Annotated in this window: 25 protein-coding genes; 24 read left to right on the top strand and 1 reads right to left on the bottom strand. The window is 41.2% G+C overall.

From position 1 onward, the window contains the following. The first annotated feature begins 1 nt into the window (after position 1). The 9 genes from aroA (at position 2) to ypjB (ending at position 7,677) form a co-directional block, all read left to right on the top strand. Positions 2-1,288, top strand: a complete 1,287-nt coding sequence (aroA, locus tag MHH23_RS10775; RefSeq protein WP_251211233.1) for a 3-phosphoshikimate 1-carboxyvinyltransferase — start codon at positions 2-4, stop codon at positions 1,286-1,288. Positions 1,289-1,577: 289 nt separating this feature from the next. Further along, a complete protein-coding gene (locus MHH23_RS10780) occupies positions 1,578-2,849 on the top strand; it encodes a tetratricopeptide repeat protein (RefSeq protein ID WP_035702924.1) in 1,272 nt (423 codons plus the stop codon). Positions 2,850-2,924: 75 nt separating this feature from the next. Continuing rightward, positions 2,925-3,464, top strand: coding sequence for a ReoY family proteolytic degradation factor (locus MHH23_RS10785; RefSeq protein WP_008344562.1), 540 nt, complete (start codon positions 2,925-2,927; stop codon positions 3,462-3,464). 61 nt (positions 3,465-3,525) lie between these two features. Beyond that, complete coding sequence (locus tag MHH23_RS10790) at positions 3,526-3,972, top strand: YpiF family protein (RefSeq protein ID WP_251211231.1); 447 nt, start codon at positions 3,526-3,528, stop codon at positions 3,970-3,972. A 144-nt stretch (positions 3,973-4,116) separates the two neighbouring features. Then, positions 4,117-4,623, top strand: a complete 507-nt coding sequence (locus tag MHH23_RS10795) for a ubiquinol-cytochrome c reductase iron-sulfur subunit (protein ID WP_007500911.1) — start codon at positions 4,117-4,119, stop codon at positions 4,621-4,623. A gap of 2 nt (positions 4,624-4,625) precedes the next feature. After that, the gene (gene qcrB / locus MHH23_RS10800; RefSeq protein WP_003215804.1) at positions 4,626-5,300 is read left to right on the top strand and encodes a menaquinol-cytochrome c reductase cytochrome b subunit; all 675 of its coding nucleotides are present in this window, start codon (positions 4,626-4,628) and stop codon (positions 5,298-5,300) included. Between the two features lie 41 nt (positions 5,301-5,341). Then, a complete protein-coding gene (locus MHH23_RS10805; protein ID WP_008344567.1) occupies positions 5,342-6,109 on the top strand; it encodes a menaquinol-cytochrome c reductase cytochrome b/c subunit in 768 nt (255 codons plus the stop codon). A 102-nt stretch (positions 6,110-6,211) separates the two neighbouring features. Continuing rightward, positions 6,212-6,805, top strand: coding sequence for a DUF1405 domain-containing protein (locus tag MHH23_RS10810; RefSeq protein WP_159145779.1), 594 nt, complete (start codon positions 6,212-6,214; stop codon positions 6,803-6,805). Positions 6,806-6,870: 65 nt separating this feature from the next. Next, the gene (gene ypjB / locus MHH23_RS10815; RefSeq protein ID WP_008344572.1) at positions 6,871-7,677 is read left to right on the top strand and encodes a sporulation protein YpjB; all 807 of its coding nucleotides are present in this window, start codon (positions 6,871-6,873) and stop codon (positions 7,675-7,677) included. A 31-nt stretch (positions 7,678-7,708) separates the two neighbouring features. Here the strand turns inward: ypjB and MHH23_RS10820 are convergent, their stop codons facing one another. Beyond that, entirely contained in the window at positions 7,709-8,581 is an 873-nt protein-coding gene (locus MHH23_RS10820) for a YitT family protein (RefSeq protein ID WP_106031060.1), read from the bottom strand. Between the two features lie 137 nt (positions 8,582-8,718). On the opposite strand from MHH23_RS10820, the gene MHH23_RS10825 reads away from it, so the two are divergent. From MHH23_RS10825 to MHH23_RS10895, 15 genes are all read left to right on the top strand, one after another. After that, positions 8,719-9,054, top strand: a complete 336-nt coding sequence (locus MHH23_RS10825; protein WP_008344575.1) for a nucleotide pyrophosphohydrolase — start codon at positions 8,719-8,721, stop codon at positions 9,052-9,054. Between the two features lie 5 nt (positions 9,055-9,059). Then, a complete protein-coding gene (dapB, locus tag MHH23_RS10830) occupies positions 9,060-9,863 on the top strand; it encodes a 4-hydroxy-tetrahydrodipicolinate reductase (RefSeq protein ID WP_058336705.1) in 804 nt (267 codons plus the stop codon). 17 nt (positions 9,864-9,880) lie between these two features. After that, on the top strand, positions 9,881-10,300 hold the full coding sequence (mgsA, locus tag MHH23_RS10835) for a methylglyoxal synthase (RefSeq protein WP_035702930.1): 420 nt from the start codon (positions 9,881-9,883) through the stop codon (positions 10,298-10,300). Next, entirely contained in the window at positions 10,287-10,991 is a 705-nt protein-coding gene (bshB1, locus tag MHH23_RS10840) for a bacillithiol biosynthesis deacetylase BshB1 (protein ID WP_268431907.1), read from the top strand. Before mgsA ends, bshB1 begins: the two co-directional genes overlap by 14 nt. Before the next feature lie 2 nt (positions 10,992-10,993). Next, positions 10,994-12,139 (top strand): N-acetyl-alpha-D-glucosaminyl L-malate synthase BshA, encoded by a 1,146-nt coding sequence (gene bshA / locus MHH23_RS10845; RefSeq protein WP_024718520.1) that lies wholly within the window; start codon positions 10,994-10,996, stop codon positions 12,137-12,139. Then, positions 12,132-13,334 carry a CCA tRNA nucleotidyltransferase gene (locus MHH23_RS10850; protein ID WP_268431909.1) on the top strand — a complete coding sequence of 401 codons (1,203 nt, stop codon included), beginning with the start codon at positions 12,132-12,134 and terminating at the stop codon, positions 13,332-13,334. Before bshA ends, MHH23_RS10850 begins: the two co-directional genes overlap by 8 nt. After that, complete coding sequence (locus MHH23_RS10855) at positions 13,307-14,290, top strand: bifunctional biotin--[acetyl-CoA-carboxylase] synthetase/biotin operon repressor (protein WP_017367494.1); 984 nt, start codon at positions 13,307-13,309, stop codon at positions 14,288-14,290. The genes MHH23_RS10850 and MHH23_RS10855 overlap by 28 nt, the downstream gene beginning before the upstream one ends. A 199-nt stretch (positions 14,291-14,489) precedes the next feature. Next, positions 14,490-15,329: a 3-methyl-2-oxobutanoate hydroxymethyltransferase gene (gene panB / locus MHH23_RS10860; protein ID WP_008344587.1), complete on the top strand. Its 840-nt coding sequence runs from the start codon at positions 14,490-14,492 to the stop codon at positions 15,327-15,329. After that, complete coding sequence (panC, locus tag MHH23_RS10865; protein ID WP_251211229.1) at positions 15,326-16,192, top strand: pantoate--beta-alanine ligase; 867 nt, start codon at positions 15,326-15,328, stop codon at positions 16,190-16,192. Before panB ends, panC begins: the two co-directional genes overlap by 4 nt. Further along, entirely contained in the window at positions 16,185-16,568 is a 384-nt protein-coding gene (panD, locus tag MHH23_RS10870; RefSeq protein WP_017359738.1) for an aspartate 1-decarboxylase, read from the top strand. Before panC ends, panD begins: the two co-directional genes overlap by 8 nt. A 114-nt stretch (positions 16,569-16,682) precedes the next feature. Further along, positions 16,683-19,475, top strand: a complete 2,793-nt coding sequence (dinG, locus tag MHH23_RS10875; RefSeq protein ID WP_268431914.1) for an ATP-dependent DNA helicase DinG — start codon at positions 16,683-16,685, stop codon at positions 19,473-19,475. A gap of 132 nt (positions 19,476-19,607) precedes the next feature. Beyond that, the gene (locus MHH23_RS10880) at positions 19,608-19,778 is read left to right on the top strand and encodes a YpmA family protein (RefSeq protein ID WP_008344594.1); all 171 of its coding nucleotides are present in this window, start codon (positions 19,608-19,610) and stop codon (positions 19,776-19,778) included. Positions 19,779-19,790: 12 nt separating this feature from the next. Continuing rightward, positions 19,791-20,276 carry a cell wall elongation/penicillin-binding protein regulator TseB gene (tseB, locus tag MHH23_RS10885; RefSeq protein ID WP_144665682.1) on the top strand — a complete coding sequence of 162 codons (486 nt, stop codon included), beginning with the start codon at positions 19,791-19,793 and terminating at the stop codon, positions 20,274-20,276. Between the two features lie 116 nt (positions 20,277-20,392). Beyond that, on the top strand, positions 20,393-21,685 hold the full coding sequence (asnS, locus tag MHH23_RS10890; protein WP_024718525.1) for an asparagine--tRNA ligase: 1,293 nt from the start codon (positions 20,393-20,395) through the stop codon (positions 21,683-21,685). Between the two features lie 97 nt (positions 21,686-21,782). Further along, the gene (locus MHH23_RS10895; RefSeq protein WP_008344601.1) at positions 21,783-22,487 is read left to right on the top strand and encodes a DnaD domain-containing protein; all 705 of its coding nucleotides are present in this window, start codon (positions 21,783-21,785) and stop codon (positions 22,485-22,487) included. Positions 22,488-22,491 lie beyond the last annotated feature (4 nt).

Below are 22,491 nucleotides of genomic sequence, written 5' to 3' on the forward strand. Positions count from 1 at the left end.
CATGAAAATTCATAAAAGTGCTCCTATGAATGGAGAAATTCATATTCCAGGAGATAAATCCATTTCTCATAGATCTGTGATGTTTGGCGCTATTGCTGACGGGACTACAGTAGTAAAAAACTTTCTTCCTGGCGCTGATTGTTTAAGCACGATTGATTGTTTTAGAAAAATGGGTGTCGACATCGAACAAAAAGGTACAGATGTTGTCATTCATGGTAAGGGACTAAAAGGACTTAAAGAGCCGAGCGATATTCTCGATGTGGGTAACTCTGGCACGACCATTCGTTTAATGATGGGAATCTTGGCTGGCTGTGAGTTCCACAGTACGCTGATCGGAGACGAAAGTATTGCCAAAAGACCGATGAAACGGGTAACAGGTCCGTTAAGACAATTAGGAGCCAAGATCGATGGTAGAGCAAATGGCGAGTATACACCGCTTTCTATACGTGGGGGTAATTTAAAAGCTATCTCTTATGAGTCTCCGGTTGCAAGTGCGCAAATTAAATCGGCTGTCCTTTTAGCTGGACTGCAGGCAGAAGGAACAACGACGTTAACTGAACCGCATAAATCAAGAGACCATACCGAAAGAATGTTATCAATGTTTGGTGTCTCGCTACATGAAGATGCACAAAGTGTTTCAATTGAAGGTGGACAAACGTTAAAAGCAACAGATGTATTTGTCCCTGGAGATATTTCTTCAGCTGCATTTTTCTTAGTGGCTGGATCTATCGTTCCAAACAGCCGGATTGTATTGAGAAATGTCGGTTTGAACAAAACGAGAACTGGTATTATAGATGTGCTAAAACAAATGGGTGCAGACCTCGACATTCAAGAAGTGGATGCTAAAGGCGGAGAACCGTACGGTGATTTAACGATCTCTACCTCTTCATTAAAAGGGATCGACATTTCAGGTGATATGATCTCTAGACTCATCGACGAAATTCCTATTATTGCGCTCCTAGCTACTCAAGCAGAAGGAACAACGATCATTAAAGATGCTGCTGAATTAAAAGTGAAAGAAACCAATCGGATTGATACAGTCGTTTCAGAACTTAAAAAACTAGGTGCTCATATTGAAGCAACAGATGATGGAATGAAGATTTATGGTAAAACGAGCCTTAAAGGCGGCGCAGTCGTCTCAAGCTACGGAGATCATCGAATTGGTATGATGTTAGGAATTGCGGCATGTATAACAGAGCAAGCAATCGAGATTGAAGATACAGATGCAGTACGTGTATCTTACCCAAATTTCTTTGAACACATTGAATACTTAACGCAAACAGTCTGAGGATTTCCTCAGGCTTTTTCTTTCCTTTTGCATATTTGAAAGAACTATAGCATAGCTTGTCTCAAGGTGAAACCTTGAAAAAGAGCATTTTGCTGATTCAAAAACAATTTTTTAGTGTATTCGGTTTACAAATCATCAGTTTAGTAAAGTATTGATTGAAAAAGAGTCTTCAAAACACAAAAATGGCTTCATGTTAAAAGAGCAACATATTTGCTGGATATGCAGCTGTCGATTATGATATGAAGTAACAACAGTTTAGGTTTTTGGAAACAGAAAGGAACGGTTTGATTTGAATAGTTCATTACAAGAAGCCATAAAATTAGTTGAGGCGGGTGAGACTGAAAAGGGACTCCAAACACTTGCTCAAGCAGAGAAGCATCTTCATGATGAAGAAAAAGCGCAGGCAGCTCAGTTATATTATGACTGGGGAGATATTGATAAAGCACGGAATCTCATTAGTGATTTACATGATTTATATCCAGAAGAAACAGGATTAACCTGTTTTTATGCAGAGCTGTTAATAGACTCTGATGAAGAAGAGAAGGCAATAGCAGTTCTTGAAACGATTCCTGAAGATGACGATGCGTATCCAGAGAGTTTATTGTTAATGGCAGATTTGTATCAAATGCAAGGACTATTTGAAGTTAGTGAACAAAAGCTTTTAAAAGCGAAAGAGTTACTACCTCATGAAGCCGTCATTGATTTTGCTTTAGGGGAATTGTATTTTTCCCAAGGTCTTTCAAAGAAAGCAGCCGACTATTTCTACAAAGTGGCCGATCAACAAAATGAAATTGGTGGTGTCAATGTATATCAGCGGCTCGCTGAATCGTTAAGCACAGCTGGAGAATTTGAAGATGCCCTTGAATGGTATGAAAAGGCTGTAAAAGATCAAGTGGATCCAAATACACTTTTTGGCTACGGATTTACAGCGATGAGGGCTGGCAGAACGAAAACGGCTATTCAGCAGCTCTCTGAACTAAAAGATATTGATCCTTCGTATTCATCACTTTATATGCCTTTAGCCAAAAGCTATGAGGAAGAAGGACTATATCATGAAGCTTTAGAGATAGTAAAAGAAGGAATTAAAGTGGATGAGTATAACAAAGAGTTATATTTATATGGGGCAAAGATTGATTTGAAAAATGGCCATTCGGAAGATGCGAAAAAATTGCTTCAAGAAGCACTTGCTCTTGATCCAGGATATATTGAAGCGGTTCAAACGCTGCTTGCGATCTATTTAAATGAAGAGCTGTTTGATGAAATTCTGGATGTGATTAAAGAGGTTAAAAGCTTTGGGGAAGAAGATCCAAAATGGAATTGGTATGCTGCTTCTGCTTCTGTCGGACGAGAAGAATACGATGAAGCCGCTGAGTATTTCAAACTTGCTCTGCCTGATTTTGATGAGGAACGTGACTTTTTATATGAATATGCTTCGTTCCTTTTAGAAGAAGGCAGACAAAAAGAAGCCTTGCCGTTATTACGAAAAGTTCTTCAGAAAGATGGCACGAATGAAGAAATTGAAGAAACGATTTTAAGAATTGAAGACGAAATTTCCTTATAGTTTGCAGGAATGAAGAACTGGTTTGTTGAATAATTCATGTATAGCAATTTAATTTACGATAGAGGAGGGAATAACATGCAGACCCCTGTTTCTGTCAATGAAAAGAAGGAATTTATCCGGTGGTTCTTAAACCATTATCAGTTAAAGCGAAGAGAGTGTGTTTGGATATTAAATTATTTAATGAGTCACGACTCTTTGATGGAAAAGGTTCATTTTGTAGAGCAAGCAGAATTTTGCCCAAGGGGAATTATTATGTCAACACACTGTGTGGATGAAGTTCCCTTTAGATTTTATAAAGAAAATATCATGACGACAGATGCAGAAAAATCATTTCATGATATTCGTTTGAATAAACAGCAAGATTTGTTTATTCAATTGAATTTCCGATCTGCATATCGTTCGCCGGAATATGCCGCTGTACTTGAAACAAATCCTCATATTCCTAAAGATCTTTATGAAAATGAAAAAGATAAAGATCTTGCTGAGAAAGTGCTAGAGCATTCTATCGCTACTTTCCAAAAAGAACGGCTGATGAAAGAAATCGATGAAGCGCTTGACCGTCATGATCAAGAAACATTTAATAAGTTAGCAAAAGAATTAAGCCTATTATCATAAACCAAGCCAATAAGCCTTGCCCTATACAGGCAGGGCTTATGTGATGAAAGAGGGGAACTAGATGAAGTTTCAGGCGGAGGACGCGAATCTCTTTTTACAATCTAAAGATTACATTGATACCGCTATCATTCCATTAGTTGGGATAAATGCAAGCCATATCAAACAAACCGTGTCTTTAGGTGAGTTTACAATGCTTGTGTCAGAGGATCTTGAAAGGCAACTGAAAGGCAGAGTGTTTCTTTTTCCTCCATATACATATTTAGAAGTAAACAATCGTAAGCAAGAAGACATACTTGCACTAAAACAATCATTGCAAGAACATTTTCAGCATGTTGTGTTTATCACATCTGATAACAAATGGAAAGAACAGCTAGAAGTGAGCGAATCGGCACTTATATTGCAGTCTGTTCCGCTTGAGCATTTAAAGGTCAATTTAAAGCAAAAAGTCATTCAAGACAGTGTAGAACAAATTTTGAACTTTTTGTTACAAAAATGGAACCCGTCATAAAAACCCTTACATTTGCATTGTACATAGCTTTTTAGGCTGTTGACCTTGTGAATAGATTGATATATTATGAGGGTGTCCTAGTTTTATGAAATTTTTTCTAATTCAGTTATAAAGTAGCTGACGACCTGAGGGGGGGAGAAAAAAATGAGCGAGAAGAGACATGGAGTGTCCAGGCGTCAATTTTTGAATTACACGTTGACCGGCGTGGGGGGATTTATGGCCGCTGGAATGCTCATGCCTATGGTTCGCTTTGCGCTTGACCCTGTGCTAAAAGGAACAGAGGATCAGGATATGGTTCAAGTTGTCAGTGTAGATGAACTGACAAAAGAACCGAAGCGCTTTGACTTTAAAATTGATCAAGTAGATGCATGGTATGAGTCAAAGGAATCTAGGTCTGCATGGGTGTACAAAGAAGGGGATGAAATTGTCGCTTTATCGCCAATCTGTAAACATTTAGGATGTACAGTGAACTGGAACAGTGATCCGAAAAATCCAAACAAATTTTTCTGCCCATGCCATTATGGGCTGTACGACAAGGATGGTACAAACGTACCCGGAACTCCGCCGCTTGCACCGCTTGACCATTATAAGCAGCAAGTGAAGGACGGATACCTCTATCTTGGAAAAGCTGTGCCGAAAGGGGAAGGGTAACGATGCTTAACAAGATTTACGATTGGGTAGATGAGCGGCTGGACATCACACCGATATGGAGAGACATTGCGGATCATGAAGTGCCTGAGCACGTCAATCCAGCACATCATTTCTCTGCTTTTGTGTATTGTTTTGGCGGTTTAACGTTTTTTGTGACGGTCATTCAAGTCCTTTCGGGCATGTTTTTAACGATGTATTATGTACCGGATATTAAAAACGCATGGGAATCTGTCTATTATTTGCAAAATGAAGTGGCATTTGGACAAATTGTAAGAGGGATGCACCACTGGGGTGCGAGTTTAGTCATTGTTATGATGTTTTTACATACGCTGAGGGTCTTTTTCCAAGGGGCGTATAAAAAGCCTAGAGAGTTAAACTGGATTGTCGGTGTGCTCATTTTCTTTGTGATGCTTGGACTTGGTTTTACAGGATATCTTTTACCGTGGGATATGAAGGCGCTATTTGCGACGAAGGTTGGTCTTCAAATTGCAGAGGCGACACCTTTCATTGGGAAAGAGATTAAAACGCTGCTTGCAGGTCATCCTGACATTGTAGGTGCACAAACGCTGACGAGATTTTTCGCTATCCATGTCTTTTTCTTGCCAGCGGCATTATTTGGGCTGATGGCTGCCCACTTTATTATGATTCGTAAGCAAGGAATTTCTGGACCGCTGTAAAATTTTGCGTTTGATGAATGTTCAATGAGGAGGGGATGACTTTGCATAGGGGAAAAGGGATGAAGTTTGTCGGAGATTCCAGAATACCGGCAGAAAGAAAACCTAACATACCTAAAGACTATTCCGAATATCCGGGAAAAACCGAAGCCTTTTGGCCGAACTTTCTTTTAAAGGAATGGCTTGTAGGTGCTGTTTTTTTAATTGGATTTCTTGTCCTAACTGTTGTTCATGCACCTCCGCTTGAGCGGATGGCTGATCCGACAGATACGGGCTATATTCCGCTGCCAGACTGGTATTTCTTATTTTTATACCAGTTGTTAAAATATGAGTTTGCTGCAGGGAGCTATACGGTGGTTGGCGCAATGATTATGCCTGGAATTGCGTTTGGTGCTCTTTTACTCGCACCATTTCTTGATTCTGGTCCTGAACGTAGGCCATATCGAAGACCAATTGCAGTTGGGATGATGATTCTTGCAGTTGGTGCAGCAACCTATTTAACATGGGAGTCTGTTGCTACTCATGACTGGGAAGCAGCAGCGAAGCAAGGTGAAATCAAGAAAGAAGCAGAGATTGATACCTCAGCTGAAGAGTATAAAATCTATCAAGAGCAGACATGTATCTCCTGTCACGGAGATAATATGCAAGGAGGGGCAGCTGGACCGTCACTTGTTGACAATGGCTTAGCACCAGAGGAAATTGCGAAAATCGCTGTAGAAGGAAAAGGCAACATGCCTAAGGGCATTTTTAAAGGCAGCGATGAAGAACTTGAAAAGCTCTCGAAATATTTATCTGAGGTCAAATCTAAATAATTCAGTTGTTTAAATGCAAGTACAAGGATATACTCAAAAGGAGAAAAAAGCTGGCGCTGTCAGCTTTTTTCTGATTTTAACAGATCGTGAGTGAAGAGAAATATGAGATGGATTCAATATCTGCTAGCCACACGCTACATGCTTGTGCTCGTGCTCATTGTCAACTTTCTTGGCACTGCGTACGGCTATTACTGGTATATTCCGCAGCTCGTAGAGACGCCGGCTGTCTTTTTACCTTTTGTACCGGACAGTCCGACGGCAAGCTTTTTCTTTTTATTTGTATTACTAGCCTTTCTAATGAAACGCCATGCTCCTTATTTTGAAGCACTGGCCCTTGTCACCTTGATCAAATATGGATTATGGGCTGTAGGGATGAATCTTTTCGTGCTCGTTTCTGTTGATGATTTTCCGTGGGAAGGATATATGCTAATTGGTTCGCACTTTGCGATGGCGGTACAGGCTGTGTTATTTGCGCCGTATTATCGTTTTCAAATGCGTCATTTGGTTGTAGCAGGCATATGGATTTTACATAATGATGTGATTGATTATGTGTTTGGAATGATGCCGCGTTATTCTATGCTTTCTGCCTATTCAAATGAGATCGGCTACGTGACGTTTTGGTTAAGTATTGCCGTTCTTCTTGTTTCGTATTATCTTGTCCTCTCGAAAAAATCGGTCAAGCTTGAACTCCCTTAACAATGTTGGTCTAACCTTGTCCTTTTCTTCATACGCTGTATGGAGAAAGGCTAGGAGGGACTTGCATGAAACGAAAGTCAATCGCGATGATTCTATTATTATTTCTCGTCTTGCATCCAGCTGCTGCAAAAGGTGAGGAAACAACAGCTGCTAAAGCGCTGCAAGAATTAACGGAACTATCAGATTCAATCTTTCAATTAACGAGACAAGCTAAATATGATGAGGCATTACAAGTCGCATTATATGCTGAAAAGACATTTAAAGCTGAGAATTGGCGTGGAACTCTGACGAATACGCAGGTTCGGCAAATTACACTTGGCTATCAAGATATCATTAAAGGACTCCCGCAGGAAGACTTAAATGAGCGCGAAAAACTTCGGTATGCCTCTCAGTTTAGAATGCTTCTTGATGCGATACAATCAAATTCGGAACCTCTTTGGGGTTCGCTCGAGAAGCCGATTATGGGGTCTTTTCCGACATTAAAGAAAGAAGTAAAAGATCCAGAATCGACGACGTTCTATGAAACTTGGAATGAGCTGGTTTCATTGTATGATATGATTTATCCGAGTTTAACCATTGATATCTCGCCTGAAAAGCTGCAGACGATTAAGCAGCACATGGAAGTAATTGAACAAGGTGAATTTTTAAAAGCATCGAGTGGGACAAAGCTTGAGCGTCTCACGAAACTTGAAGAAGATTTATCAAGTGTGTTTGCGAACGTTGATCAAGATGAAGCGGATCCATCGCTTTTATGGGTCATCTTAACAACAGGAAGTATGATTTTACTCACTCTAACGTATGTTGGGTTTAGGAAATACCGTGCTGAAAAAGAAAAAAAGCAAAAGCGACAAGCCGATTATCCAAAATCATAAAAAAAGAAGCACCGTTATCGGGCTTCTTTTTTTAGTGGGGATTGAGCGGCTTTTTATGTTCATCTAATGTGAAGCCTTCACCGAGTACGTCATGCACGTCACTCACTGATACAAAGGCATGAGGATCGACGGAAGTTACGACGCTCTTGAGGTGGACAAGCTCATTTTTTGGAACGACGCAGTAAAGGACGTTGCGTTCCTGTTTCGTATAGGAGCCGACACCCTTTAAAATGGTCACTCCGCGCTCCATTTCCTCTGTGATTTTCTTTTGAATGATGTCATCCTTTTCAGAAATAATCATCGCTCCTTTGGCAGCGTAAGCGCCTTCTTGCATGAAGTCGATGACTTTTGCAGCAACAAATACGGCAACAAGTGTATACATGGCTTCTTTGTAATTTAAATAGGTGAGAGAGATGGTAATGACGCATGCGTCGAAGATAAACATCGTTCTTCCCATTGCGACTTGATAATGTTTGTTGATCAGTCTTGCAATAATGTCCACGCCGCCTGTTGTCCCGCCGAATTTAAAGATGATTCCGAGGCCTGTTCCGATAAACACACCTGCAAAGAGTGCGGCTAAGGCTAAATCATGCTGAAGAGGCATATGTATTTGAAAGCGCTGGAAGATGGCTAGAAAGACAGAAAGACTGACGGTTCCGACAATTGTATATGTAAACATGGTTTTGCCAAGCATTTTCCAGCCGATAAAAAAGATCGGAATGTTTAACACAAGGTTTGAAATAGATGGATCAATGTGAAATAGAAAATATAAAAGCAGTGTGATACCTGTAAATCCGCCTTCCGCCAAGTTGTTCTGCATATTAAAATGAACAAGGCCGAAAGAAAAAATCGCAGATCCTATTAAAATAAATACGATATTTTTAAGACGAATTTCTTTTAGCAAAAGATCACTCCTTTTTTTGCTTAGACAGCGATAATATTATATGGTATGGAAGAGAAACAAGCAAACTGAGTTTTAAACATTTGTCAAATATTTATGATTTCGCTAACATGTAAGAGATGGATAGGAGGATGAGCTTCATGACGAATGAAAAAACGCTGCGTCACGTGCAGCAAGAAGTCGATGATTACATAGGACAATTTAAAGAAGGCTATTTCAGCCCGCTTGCCATGATGGCCCGTCTGACAGAAGAATTAGGTGAGCTGGCAAGAGAGGTCAACCATTACTATGGAGAAAAGCCGAAAAAAACAACAGAAACAGAAAAAAGCATGGAAGAAGAAATTGGCGATGTGCTGTTTGTGTTAACATGCCTTGCCAATTCACTCAATATATCACTTGAAGAAGCCCATGATCGTGTGATGCATAAATTCAATACAAGAGACAAAGACCGCTGGACGAAAAAAGAAGGGAAGTAGAGAAGATGACGAATCAAACCATCAAAGTTGTAATCGCTGGAGCAAGAGGAAGAATGGGGATAGAGGCTGTCAAGCTGGCAGAAGAAACAAGCCATTTTGAACTAGTAGCAGCACTTGATCACACACATGAGGGGAAAAAGCTATCAGATGTGCTTCTTACAACATCTGATGCGCCCATTTATACGGATATTGACGTGTGTCTTTCAGAAACAGCACCGGATGTATTAATTGATTTGACGACCCCAGAAATCGGGAAAGTACATACAAAAAAAGCCCTTGAACATGGCGTACGTCCAGTCGTAGGCACAACAGGTTTTTCAGAAGACGACCTAAAAGAACTTCAGCAATTAACAGAAGAAAAAGGGATAGGCTGTATTATTGCGCCTAACTTTGCTGTTGGTGCTGTTTTAATGATGAAGTTTGCCAAAATGGCAGCAAATTATTTTCCTGATGTTGAAATCATTGAGCTTCATCATGATAAAAAATTGGACGCTCCGAGCGGTACAGGACTAAAAACGGCTGAAATGATTGCTGAAGTAAGAGAAAGTAAAAAGCAGGGGCACCCTGAAGAAAAAGAACTAATCGAAGGTGCTCGAGGAGCAGATTATGATGGCATCCGTCTTCACAGCGTAAGGCTTCCAGGCATGATTGCTCATCAAGAAGTGCTGTTTGGAATGGACGGGCAGACGCTCACGATTCGTCATGATTCTTATAACCGTGCATCCTTTATGTCAGGTGTGAAGCTTTCTGTTGAACAGGTGATGCATATTGATCAACTCGTCTATGGCTTAGAAAATATTATCGACTAATAAGGAGTGGATCCCTGATGAACATTGCTTTAATCGCTCACGATAAGAAAAAAAGTGACATGATTCAATTCGCCATTGCGTATCGAGATCTTTTGGCAGATCATACACTTTATGCAACAGGAACCACAGGTTTAAGAGTGAAAGAAGCGACTGGGCTGCCCATTCATCGTTTCCAATCAGGACCACTTGGAGGAGATCAGCAGATCGGTGCTATGATTGCTGATAATGCAATGGATCTTGTGCTCTTTTTTAGAGACCCTCTCACTGCACAGCCGCATGAACCGGATGTATCTGCACTCATCCGGCTTTGCGATGTGTATGCCATCCCATTAGCAACCAATATGGGGACCGCCGAAATTTTAGTCAGGAATTTAAATAAAGGTACGTTTGATTTTCGAGATGTAGCAAAAAACGGAGGAACGCATGAAACCACTTGATATCCTTGCATTCGGTGCCCATAGCGATGATGTAGAGATCGGTATGGGTGGAACGATTGCAAAATACGTAAAAAAAGGGGCACGTGTTGGGATTTGTGACTTGACTCAGGCTGAATTATCTTCAAATGGAACGGTTGAAAGCCGAAAAGAAGAGGCCAGAGCAGCCGCTGCCATTTTAGGCGTCACGACTCGAATCCAGCTCACGCTGCCAGATAGAGGACTTTATCTGAATGACGAAGCGATGAAAGAAATTGCAGGTGTCATCCGAACATACAAACCGAGACTTATTTTTGCCCCGCACCACCAAGATCGACATCCTGATCATGGTCATGCGGGTTCACTTGTAGAAGAGGCCGCTTTTTCTGCAGGTATACATAAATTTGAAGATTCATACAAGCAGCCAGCGCATAAAATAAGCCAGATGTATTATTACATGATTAATGGCCACCATCGTCCAGATTTTGTGATCGATATTTCAGACGAGATGAAGCAAAAAATTGATAGCTTACATGCGTATAAAAGCCAATTTGTCAAAACAGAGAGTTCAGTGGAGACACCGCTTGTAAATGGTTATATCGATTTTGTCAAAATGAGAGAGTCGATGTATGGAAGGGAATTCAATAAACCTTTTGCAGAAGGGTTTCTGACAAAGAAGCCACTTTTGATGGACGATGACTTACTTGGGGGGTAATTATGAAAAAATTGAAGATCGGAATCACTTGTTATCCGAGTGTTGGCGGTTCGGGCATTATTGCCACAGAGCTTGGAAAACGTTTAGCTGAAAAAGGGCACGATGTTCATTTCATTACCTCAAGTATTCCGTTTAGACTCAATAAAGTGTATCCGAATATTTATTTTCATGAGGTGGATGTCACTCAATATGCTGTGTTTCAATATCCGCCTTATGACCTTGCACTGGCAAGTAAACTCGCAGAAGTGGCAAAACGAGAGAAGCTTGATATTATTCATGCGCATTATGCGGTCCCTCACGCTGTCTGTGCGTTCTTAGCCAAACAAATGACTGGACAGTCTGTCAAAGTCGTCACCACCCTTCACGGGACGGATATTACGGTTTTAGGCTATGATCCATCTTTAAAGGAAGTTATCCGGTTTGCGATCGAATCATCTGACCGCGTAACGGCTGTATCACATTCATTAGCTGCGCAGACATACGATCTGATTAAACCGAATAAAAAAATTGATACGATCCATAATTTCGTCGATGAGCGCGTATATTTGCGTGAAGATCACGAAGTGCTGAAGACGCATTATGGTCTTCTGCAGGATGAGAAGGTCGTCATCCATGTATCAAATTTCCGTAAAGTGAAGCGGGTGCATGACGTAATCCATGTGTTTAAACAGATTTCTGAACAGGTGAATGCAAAACTGCTACTGATTGGGGACGGACCTGAAAAATCGGTTGTTTGCGAGCTTGTGAAAAAGCTTGGATTAACGGACCGCGTGTTATTTTTAGGAAAACAAGAGAAGGTGGAGGAGCTCTATTCGATTAGTGATTTGAAGCTGCTGCTTTCTGAGAAAGAGAGTTTTGGTCTTGTACTACTTGAAGCAATGGCATGCGGAGTACCTTGTATAGGAACAGACGTTGGAGGAATTCCAGAGGTGATTGCACATGGAGAGACAGGATTCCTTGTTCCGCTTGGTGATGTAGATGGAGCAGCAAAACATGCTATCTCTATTCTGAAAGACAATGCGCTCCATAAGCAAATATCGATGGCAGCCAAGTCTAGTGTTGAAGCCAATTTCTCTTCTGACAAAATTGTGAGAGAGTATGAAGAGCTTTACTTAGAATTGATCGAAGGTGATGTTGAAGATGAATGAACCATTCACACATGCGATCCCTATTTTACATACACTGCATGAACATGGGTATCAAGCTTATTTTGTCGGCGGTGCGGTGAGAGATGTCCTTTTAGGCAGGGAAATTGGGGATATCGATATTGCGACAGATGCCACACCTGATGTGGTGGAGTCTTTATTTGATAAAACAGTAGATGTCGGCAAAGAGCATGGCACTGTTATTGTGTTACTTGACGGAGTCAGCTATGAGGTCACTACGTTTCGGACTGAATCAGAATATGAAGACTTTCGCCGGCCTAAAGAAGTGGCGTTTATTTCATCACTAAAAGAAGATCTTTTAAGAAGAGATTTAACGATCAATGCAGTGGCCATGGATATTCATGGTGACATCATTGACCATGTAGGCGGCAAGCGGGATATTAAGCGGAGACGAATTCAAACGGTTGGAGATCCTGCATGCCGCTTTCAAGAAGATGCGCTTCGGATGATGAGAGCGGTGCGGTTTTTAAGCCAGCTCGGGTTTGAGCTTTCTAAAGAGACGGAAGAAGCAATGAAAAAAGATAAACATCTGCTTGCTAATATATCTGTTGAACGCAAAAAAATCGAAATGGAAAAACTTTTAAAAGGACGCTACTGTGAGCAAGCCATCAAGGTGCTCATCTCCACCAAATTGTATGAAGAATTGCCCGGCCTCAAAAAGGATCAGCTGAATGAAACGTTCCAAGCTTTCCCGTATTATTTATTGGATGGGTTAGATGAGGTGTGGGGAGCCTTTATCCATTTACTTGGTCTAGATGAGGCGGAGGCGGTGTCCTTTTTAAAAGAATGGAAGTTATCAACGAAACTTTTAAAAGAAGCCGTTGCCATTAGCAAATATGTTGATTGTGACTGGGATGCGGAAAAAATGTTTGAAGCTGGTGAACATGTCCTGCTTTCTAGTATGAAAATCACGCAACTCAAACATGAGCGCCGCATTTTCTTTGATGAGCTGGAGGCGGCGAAACGGTCATATGATGCGTTGCCGCTTAAACAGCTTCAAGACCTTGCAGTGTCAGGAAAAGATTTGATGGCCTTTCGGCAAAAGCCAGCTGGTAAATGGATTGCAGAAGAGCTTGCTTCTGTAAAAAAAGCCGTTTTGCAAAACCAGCTTGAAAACCGAAAAGAAGCCATAGAGGAGTGGCTCATAGCGTGCGATCAGCGATTAGAAAACGATTAATTGAACTATTTACAGCATCTGAGCAAGATTTTGTCTCAAGCCAGCAAATATGTGATGAGCTTGGCTGCTCCCGAACGGCAGTATGGAAGCATATAGAGGATTTGCGAAAAGAGGGATATGAGGTCGAAGCGGTCAGAAGAAAAGGATACCGGCTGCTTCGTAAACCGGACAAAATTAGTGAAGACGAAATTCTGTTTGGTTTGGAAACAGAGCTGTTTGGCAGGCATATTTACTTTCAAGAAGAAGTCGCCTCAACTCAGCTCATTGCCCATGACCTCGTCAATAAAGGAGCCCCGCACGGCTCGCTTGTTGTCAGTGATCATCAGACAAACGGAAAAGGCCGCCTTCAAAGAACGTGGCATTCACCAAATGGGACAGGCATTTGGATGAGTTTGATTCTCCGGCCGGAAATACCGCTGCACAAAGCGCCGCAAATGACGCTTTTAGCATCTGTCGCCATCGCTGAAGCCATAGCGCAGCAAACGGGTCTCAGTCCATCAATCAAATGGCCAAACGATATTTTGCTAAACGGAAAAAAGGTCGTTGGTATTTTGACTGAATTAAAAGCAGAAGCTGACCAAGTTCACGCAGTCATTATTGGTCCAGGCATTAACGTGAATCAGACGGCAAATGATTTTCCTGAAGAATTAAAGGATGTTGCGACGAGTTTGCAAATGGAGCTGGGTGAAAAGGTAGACAGAGCGGCATTGATTCAAACCATCATGTCCACCTTTGAAAAAAGGTATGATGAATATATGACTTATGGTTTTGCTCCGATCAAACAATTATGGGAATCGTATGCGATGACCATTGGAAAGCGTATCATCGCACGCACCGTCAATGGACAATATGCTGGAACGGCGCTTGGGATTAATGATGAAGGGGTCCTCTTACTCGAAACGGAGGGCGGAATCCAAAACATCTACTCCGCTGACATCGAGATCAAGTCAACTTAAGTGGAACACCCGGCACATTTTTGATATACTTCGTGTGGGCAGTATCTGAAAAAGAACTGTACCTGTTAGGAAGAAAAATTCGATAAATTTCTGCCTTGATCCTAAGGGACTTGGACAGAGGGATGATTCGTCTGCACATGAGAGATAAAAGCGTGTGAGATCAGACAAGCCATCTCCTCTCCAGAATGAGGAGGAACAAATGAAGACAAAGTTAGATTTTTTCAAAATGAAAGAACAAAACGAACCTATTGTGATGCTGACAGCATACGACTATCCAGCTGCAAAGCAAGCGGAAAAAGCGGAAGTCGACATGATCTTAGTTGGTGACTCACTTGGGATGGTTGTCCTTGGACTTGATTCCACAGTGCAAGTGACGATGGATGATATGATTCATCACACAAAAGCAGTCAAAAGAGGCGCAAAAGACACATTTGTTGTGACGGATATGCCATTTATGTCTTATCATTATTCATTAGAAGAAACGATGAAAAATGCAGCACGCATTATGCAAGAAAGCGGTGCTGATGCCTTAAAGCTTGAAGGTGGAGACGGAGTATTTGAATCCATCCAAGCACTTACAAGAGGCGGTATTCCTGTTGTAAGCCATTTAGGGCTCACCCCCCAATCAGTCGGTGTCCTTGGCGGCTATAAAGTGCAAGGAAAAGACAAAGAGAGTGCACAGAAATTGATTGAAGATAGTCTGAAATGTGAGGAAGCAGGCGCCATCGCTCTTGTGTTAGAGTGTGTACCTGGTGAACTGACAAAACGGATTACTGACATGCTAAAGATTCCTGTGATCGGAATTGGGGCAGGGGCTGAAGCAGATGGACAAGTTCTTGTTTACCATGATGTGGTAGGGTACGGCGTGTCTAGAACACCTAAATTTGTGAAACAATACGCGCAAATCGATGCTGTATTAGAAGAAGCGCTCATACAATATACAAAAGAAGTAAAAGCACGCACATTCCCAGAGGATGCTCATACCTTTCATATGAAAGAAGAAGTCCTTGATGGTTTATATGGGGGGATCAAGGAATGAAGGTTGTCTCCCATATTCATGAATTAAAAGAAATGATCAAGCAGCATCAAAAGAAGCAGCATTCCATTGGATTTGTCCCTACAATGGGTTTCCTTCATGAAGGACATCTTACGCTTGCAAAAGAAGCAAGAGATCAAAATGACATTGTGGTGATGAGCATCTTTGTTAATCCATTGCAATTTGGACCGAATGAAGACTTTGAATCCTATCCAAGAGATATGAAAAGAGACCAGCGTCTTGCCGAAGAAACTGGAGTAGATATATTATTTACACCTGATGTGAAGGAAATGTACAAAGATGAGCCATCGATTACGATGACTGTCCAAAAGCGTACAGACGTCTTATGCGGGAAGAAACGCCCAGGACACTTTGACGGCGTTGTCACGGTGCTGACAAAGCTGTTTCACCTTGTCGCACCAACCAATGTATACTTTGGGCTAAAGGATGCACAGCAAGTCGCTGTTATCGATGCGATGATCAAGGATTTCTTTTTTGATCTTCACCTTGTGTCTGTTCCTACTGTTCGAGAAGAAGACGGTTTAGCGAAAAGTTCAAGGAACGTGTATCTGTCTGAAACAGAAAGGCAAGAAGCACCTGCTTTATACCGGGCATTAAAAAAAGGACAGACAGCTGTAGAAAATGGTGAACATGATGTAAATCGTATTTATCAATTAGTGGAAGAGGAGATTCTTCAAACGAGTGGAGAAATCGATTATATTGACATTTACTCCTACCCAGAGCTTGAACCTCTTCAGCACTTAACGGGCCAAGTGATCATTGCCACTGCTGTGAAGTTCTCCCGGGCAAGACTGATTGATAATGTGATTTTCCAGGTTCCTGAAAGCGGTGAAAAGCATGTATAGAACTTTTATGACCTCGAAACTTCATAAAGCGACAGTGACTGAAGCAAACTTACACTATGTAGGTAGTATTACCATCGACGAAGATTTGCTTGATGCGGCAGGCATGATGGCAAATGAGAAAGTGCAAATTGTTAATAATCACAATGGTGCTAGACTTGAAACATATATCATCCCTGGAGAAAGAAAGAGCGGTGTCATTTGTTTAAATGGTGCGGCAGCAAGATTGGTTCAGCCAGGAGATGAAGTCATTATTATCGCTTATGGGATGTTGTCAGAGGAAGAAGCGAAATCGCACACACCTAAAGTGGTCGTGTTAAATAAACAAAATCAAATTGAACAAATGATTGGGCAAGAGCCTGCGAGAACGATTTTATAACGCACGCTCACATGGAAACAGAACAGTTTCATATAAGGAAGCTGTTCTGTTTCAGCTATATTGCCCAGAGTGTGTTTCACTATAAGTGAAACAAGGAATTGAGGTGTCCATTTTATGACCGATCAAAGGTTTGTTGTCGTTGATATTGAAACCACCGGGAATTCACCAAAAAAAGGTGATAAAATCATTCAAATTGCTGCGGTGGTCATTGAAAATGGACAAATTGTCGAACGGTATTCAAAATATGTGAACCCAGGGAAAACGATTCCTGGATTTATTGAACAGCTGACAGGTATTAAGCAGCACATGGTTGATGACGCGGTGTTTTTTGAGGACATTGCCCAAGAGGTGTATGATCTCATACAGGGCGCTTATTTTGTTGCGCACAATGTTCATTTTGATTTGAACTTTTTAAACGATGAACTAAAAGCATGCGGGAAACATGAGCTGGATGTGCTAGCGATTGATACGGTTGAAATTTCTAGAATTCTTTATCCTGAGCTTGAAGGTTATAAGCTAACTGAATTAAGCGAAGAGCTCATGCTTCCACATGACCACCCGCACAGAGCGGATAGTGATGCGGAAGTTACTGCCATGTTATTTTTAACCTTATTACATCAATTAAGGAATACACCGCCAAATGTGTTAAAACAGCTGCGCAGATTATCCTCTTATCTTCTAAGTGATATAGGACTTTTAATTAAGCAGCTTGAAACCAATCACTCTAGTCAGGATGATTCGCTTGTAGAAGTAGGATCTTTTGCTGTGAAAGATGTGACCAATCCTATCACTGAATCGACATATGCAGTAGGCGCTGACGACGAGCAACTGTTTGAGGAGATAAAAGAGAAGCTTCCTCAAACATTAGAAGGCTATGAAGTAAGAGAAGGCCAGCTCACGATGATGAACAAAGTAAGAGATGCGTTCCATGAAAGAGCTTATGCGTTAATTGAAGCGGCGCCAGGAATCGGGAAAACACTCGCTTATCTTATACCAGCTGCTTTAGAAGCAAAGAAATCAGGAAAACCTGTCATTATCAGTACATATTCTATTTTACTGCAGCAGCAGATGCTTCAGCGCGATGTTCCGCTACTCAAGCAATTGCTCCCATTTGAGCCAGCCGCCTGTGTGTTTAAAGGGCGGGCACATTATATTTGTTTAGATAAGTTTGAGCATGTCCTGCATGAGGAAGATGATAACTATGATGTTGTCTTAACAAAAGCGCAAATTTTAATGTGGCTTCTTGTCACTGAAACAGGTGATTTGTCTGAACTGAATTTACCGTCAGGAGCTGCAAATATAAAAGACCGTATCTCTTGTGTGCACATGCCATTTACATCGAAAAAACGCCGTTTTAAAGAACATTGTTTTTATGAACGGGCTAAACGAAAGGCTCAAACCGCTGATTTAATTTTGACGAATCACCGTCTGCTTTTATCTCAAACAGAAGGAGCTTCTATCTTTCAGCATGCAGATGTCTATGTGATTGATGAGGCCCACCAATTTGAAAAAACAGCCAATGAAACGCTAGGTGACAGTGCGTCTTATATCCAGCTTCATGCGAAATTAACGCAGCTTGGCTCTTTGCATGGCGGGCTGCTTAAGAAATTGAAAAAGAGATTTCATGGGGCAGGTTTATCAACTGACACCTTTATTGAAATGGACGAGTATCTTCAGCAGCTTCAGATGGAAAGTGACGCATTTTTTAGTACCGTACATTCTTTTGTCAAAAGGACAAAACCAAAAGCGGACATCAATCGTCTCATTCATAGAGTCCGTCATCATTCAAAACATGCTCAGTGGGTCCGAATTAAAGAATCAGCGAGTAAGCTTTGTTCGTTATTGATTGCTTGTGAGAAACTGTATGAGCAGCAAAAAAATGAGTTGCTTCACAAAAGTGATCAGTTCATAGAGCAGTTTGCATTTGAAGCAGAAGAATACGATCAAGTGATGTCATTTATGCAGACATTCTGCAGTACGCTGTACCGGTTTATCTTTGAACCAAACAATGATGAAACCGTTTGGATTGAGATTGATGCAAAGGGTGCCAAGAATGCTGTCTTTATGCACGCGCAGCCGCTGGATACAGGGGAGCTGCTAGCTGATCGGTTCTTCATGAACAAAAAAAGCGTCGTCCTCACATCAGGGACGCTTACCATCAATCAACGCTTTGATTATTGCTTGGAACGATTTGGTCTGCAAGATTTTTACCCACACCTTGTCCAAATTGATTCACCTTTTGAACTTGAAAAACAGCTTAAGGTCGTTGTACCGGCTGACATGCCGCCGATCACAAACCGTGATGAACGCGAATATGTGAAGCAAGCTGCAAATTATATTAAGATCATGGAAAAGCAGGATCAAGCGAAAATATTGGTGTTATTTAATTCACATGAGATGTTAAAAGCAGTGTATGAAGAGCTGAAATCAGAAGGTATGCAATCGGCCTTGTTTGCTCAAGGTTTGACAGGCGGCAGCCCTGTAAAATTGACAAAAATGTTCAAATTGGCTAAGCAGGCCATCTTGCTAGGAACAGGGAGTTTCTGGGAAGGTGTGGATTTTCCTGGCTCAGAGCTAACGACCGTCATTATGGCAAGGCTTCCTTTCCGCCCGCCCGATTCACCGCTCATTGAAGCAAAATGCGAAGCGGCAAAAAAACAGGGGAAGAATCCGTTTAAAGCCGTCGCTCTCCCGGAAGCTGTGTTAACGTTTAAGCAAGGAGCCGGCCGCTTGCTGCGCTCGGAAAAAGACATCGGAACATTGCTGATTTTAGACCGCCGAGTGAAAACCGCTTCGTATGGAAAACTATTTTTAGAATCACTTCATCATGCGCCAGTTCACGAGATGTCCAAAGAGTCGCTTGAGGCGTATATAGAAAAGCTTAACAACGAAAAGCCGCTGTCATAAGCGGCCTTTCACTGGTGTGGGTTTGGAGTTAATTTATCGTAACGGTTTTTTATGTTCCGTTGTAAAAATAGTATCGGTTCTCACATTGAAAAGTATGACTAACAATATTTACGTACCGAGGAGGAATTAGAAGTGGAAAGTAAAATAGAGGTACTTTCAACTGTTCAAATTAAGCATTCAGAAGACCTATACAAAATCGTCGATTTGCTGAACAGAACGCTTAAAAGGGAAGATCTTATGTTTGGATTAGCATTAGATCAAGAAGATCAAAATCAAGCGATATTTACCATATATCGCACATAGGGGAAGCTTGACATGAAAAAAATAGTTTGGATTATTTCATCCATTGCTGCGCTCGTTTTACTCATTGGCATCATTAGCTTTTCGTGGATTTATCAAATTGCCATGGGACAAAAAGAAGAAGGTCATGAGGCAGCGATTGAACGAGCAAAAAAGCAAGCATCAATAGAACAAGTAGAGCAAGTGGATACCTTTGTTGGGAAAGAAAAGCAATTTATTGTGGAAGGTAAAAACAAACAAAACGAAGCGATCTATGTGTGGGTACCTGCCAGCAAAAAAGAAAAAGTCATTGCTAAAAAAGCAAAAGAAGGCATTACTTCAACCCAAGCAGTACAAGCCGTTCAAAAGGAGAACACCATTTCTAAGCTGAAAAATGTTCAATTAGCACGAGAAGGTGACGTCCTCCTTTGGGAAGTAACGTACTTAAATGAGAACGACCAATATAGTTTCAGTTATGTTGATTTTACGACAGGACGAGTGGAAAAAAATTTAACACCATAGTTTCTTCTGTCTTGCGTTGACCATGCTGATTTAGAACGGTTATAATAAAATGTATGAAAAAAGAATCACACCTATTTAACAAGGTGAGTTTCTTTCTGGCTTTGGAGGGAAATATGTTGAAAACAACTATTAATCAAGTGTTCAAACACGTCGATGAAGAAGTAACAATCGGCGCATGGATTGCCAATAAACGTTCAAGCGGGAAAATTGCATTCTTGCAGCTTCGCGACGGGACAGGCTTTATTCAAGGAGTCGTTGTAAAAGCAGAGGTGGAAGAGGAAGTCTTTAAGCTTGCGAAATCAGTGACACAAGAGACATCGGTCTATGTCACAGGACAAGTAACAAAAGACGAACGTTCACCACTTGGTTTTGAATTACAAGTGAAATCCATTGAAGTGATTCACGAAGCAACAGATTACCCAATTACACCAAAAGAACATGGAACAGAATTCTTAATGGATCACCGTCATTTATGGCTGCGTTCTAAAAAACAGCATGCCATTATGAAAATCCGTAATGAAATTATTCGTGCTACATATGAGTTTTTCCATCAAGAAGGCTTCGTGAAAGTGGATCCGCCAATCTTAACAGGAAGTGCTCCTGAAGGAACAACAGAGCTGTTTGCTACTAAATATTTTGATGAAGATGCATACCTTTCTCAAAGTGGACAGCTTTACATGGAAGCTGCTGCGATGGCACTCGGAAAAGTATTCTCATTCGGTCCAACATTTAGAGCAGAAAAATCGAAAACAAAACGTCATTTAATCGAGTTCTGGATGATCGAGCCTGAGATGGCATTTGTTGAATTTAATGAGAACCTTGAGTACCAAGAAAATTATGTGTCTCACGTTGTTCAAAGTGTACTTGAAAATTGTAAAGTAGAACTCCACACACTTGGCCGTGATACAGCAAAATTAGAAAACATCAAAGCACCATTCCCGCGCATCACATATGATGAAGCGATTAAATTCTTGCAGGATAAAGGATTTGATGACATTGAATGGGGAGATGATTTCGGTGCGCCGCATGAAACAGCGATCGCCGAAAGCTATGATAAACCAGTCTTTATCACTCATTACCCAACCTCATTAAAACCATTTTATATGCAGCCTGCACCAGACCGTGATGATGTCGTCCTTTGTGCAGATTTAATTGCGCCAGAAGGCTATGGAGAGATTATCGGCGGTTCTGAACGTGTTCATGATTTAGATCTGCTTGAAGCAAGACTAAAAGAACATGGGTTAGATCAAGAAACGTACAAATGGTACACAGAATTAAGACAGTATGGTTCTGTACCACATTCAGGTTTTGGTCTTGGACTTGAACGAACAGTTGCTTGGATTAGCGGAGCGCCGCATGTGCGTGAAACAATTCCATTCCCAAGATTATTAAACCGTTTATATCCTTAAGACGTGAAAGCCTCCAACATATGGAGGCTTTTTCAAACGTCTTAAGGGCAGCACGTATGAGAAAACGTGATATACTGAAAGTGAAGAGGTGTATCCGATGAAAAGGCAGCAATTTATAGATATGCAGAAAATGGGTTCGACCAGTTTGCCTAATTTGCTGATTGCCCATTATGAGCAATTAGGACTGAATGAATCACAAATGATGGTCATGTTAAAGATTAAAATGAATGAAGAACAAGGCGTCTTTTTTCAAACATTTGAAGAGCTTTCACATGGTATGACCATTTCGGCCGAAGAATGTGCTTATATGGTGCAGTATTTGATTCAAAAAGGGTTTATTTCGATCCAGCCGTTTGAAGACAGGTCTGGTATTCAGCATGACCGATACTCGGTAGAACCCTTATGGGGTGTGCTGTATGACTTTTTAGAAGCAAAACAGGCGAAAGACGTACAAAAAAATCATGTGCAGGCTGAAAAATCTTTATATGCGCTATTTGAAGATGAGTTTGGCAGACCACTTTCTCCTCTTGAAGGGGAAACACTCTCGATCTGGATGGACCAAGACCATCATGATGCTGAAATGATTCGTCTTGCTCTAAGAGAAGCCGTTTTATCCGGAAAATTAAATTTTCGCTATATCGATCGAATATTGTTTGAGTGGAAAAAGAAAGGGCTGAAAACAGCGGAAGAAGCGAAAGAGCATAGCCAGCATTTCCGTTCGCAGCAAAAAGCCCCACCTTCAAAAGAAGAAACATCTTCATATAAAAGACAAGTTCCTTTTTATAATTGGCTGGAACAATAACCAA

Source organism: Bacillus sp. FSL K6-3458 (assembly GCF_038005045.1).
In the GTDB taxonomy this organism is placed as follows: Bacteria; Bacillota; Bacilli; order Bacillales; family Bacillaceae; genus Bacillus; species Bacillus altitudinis.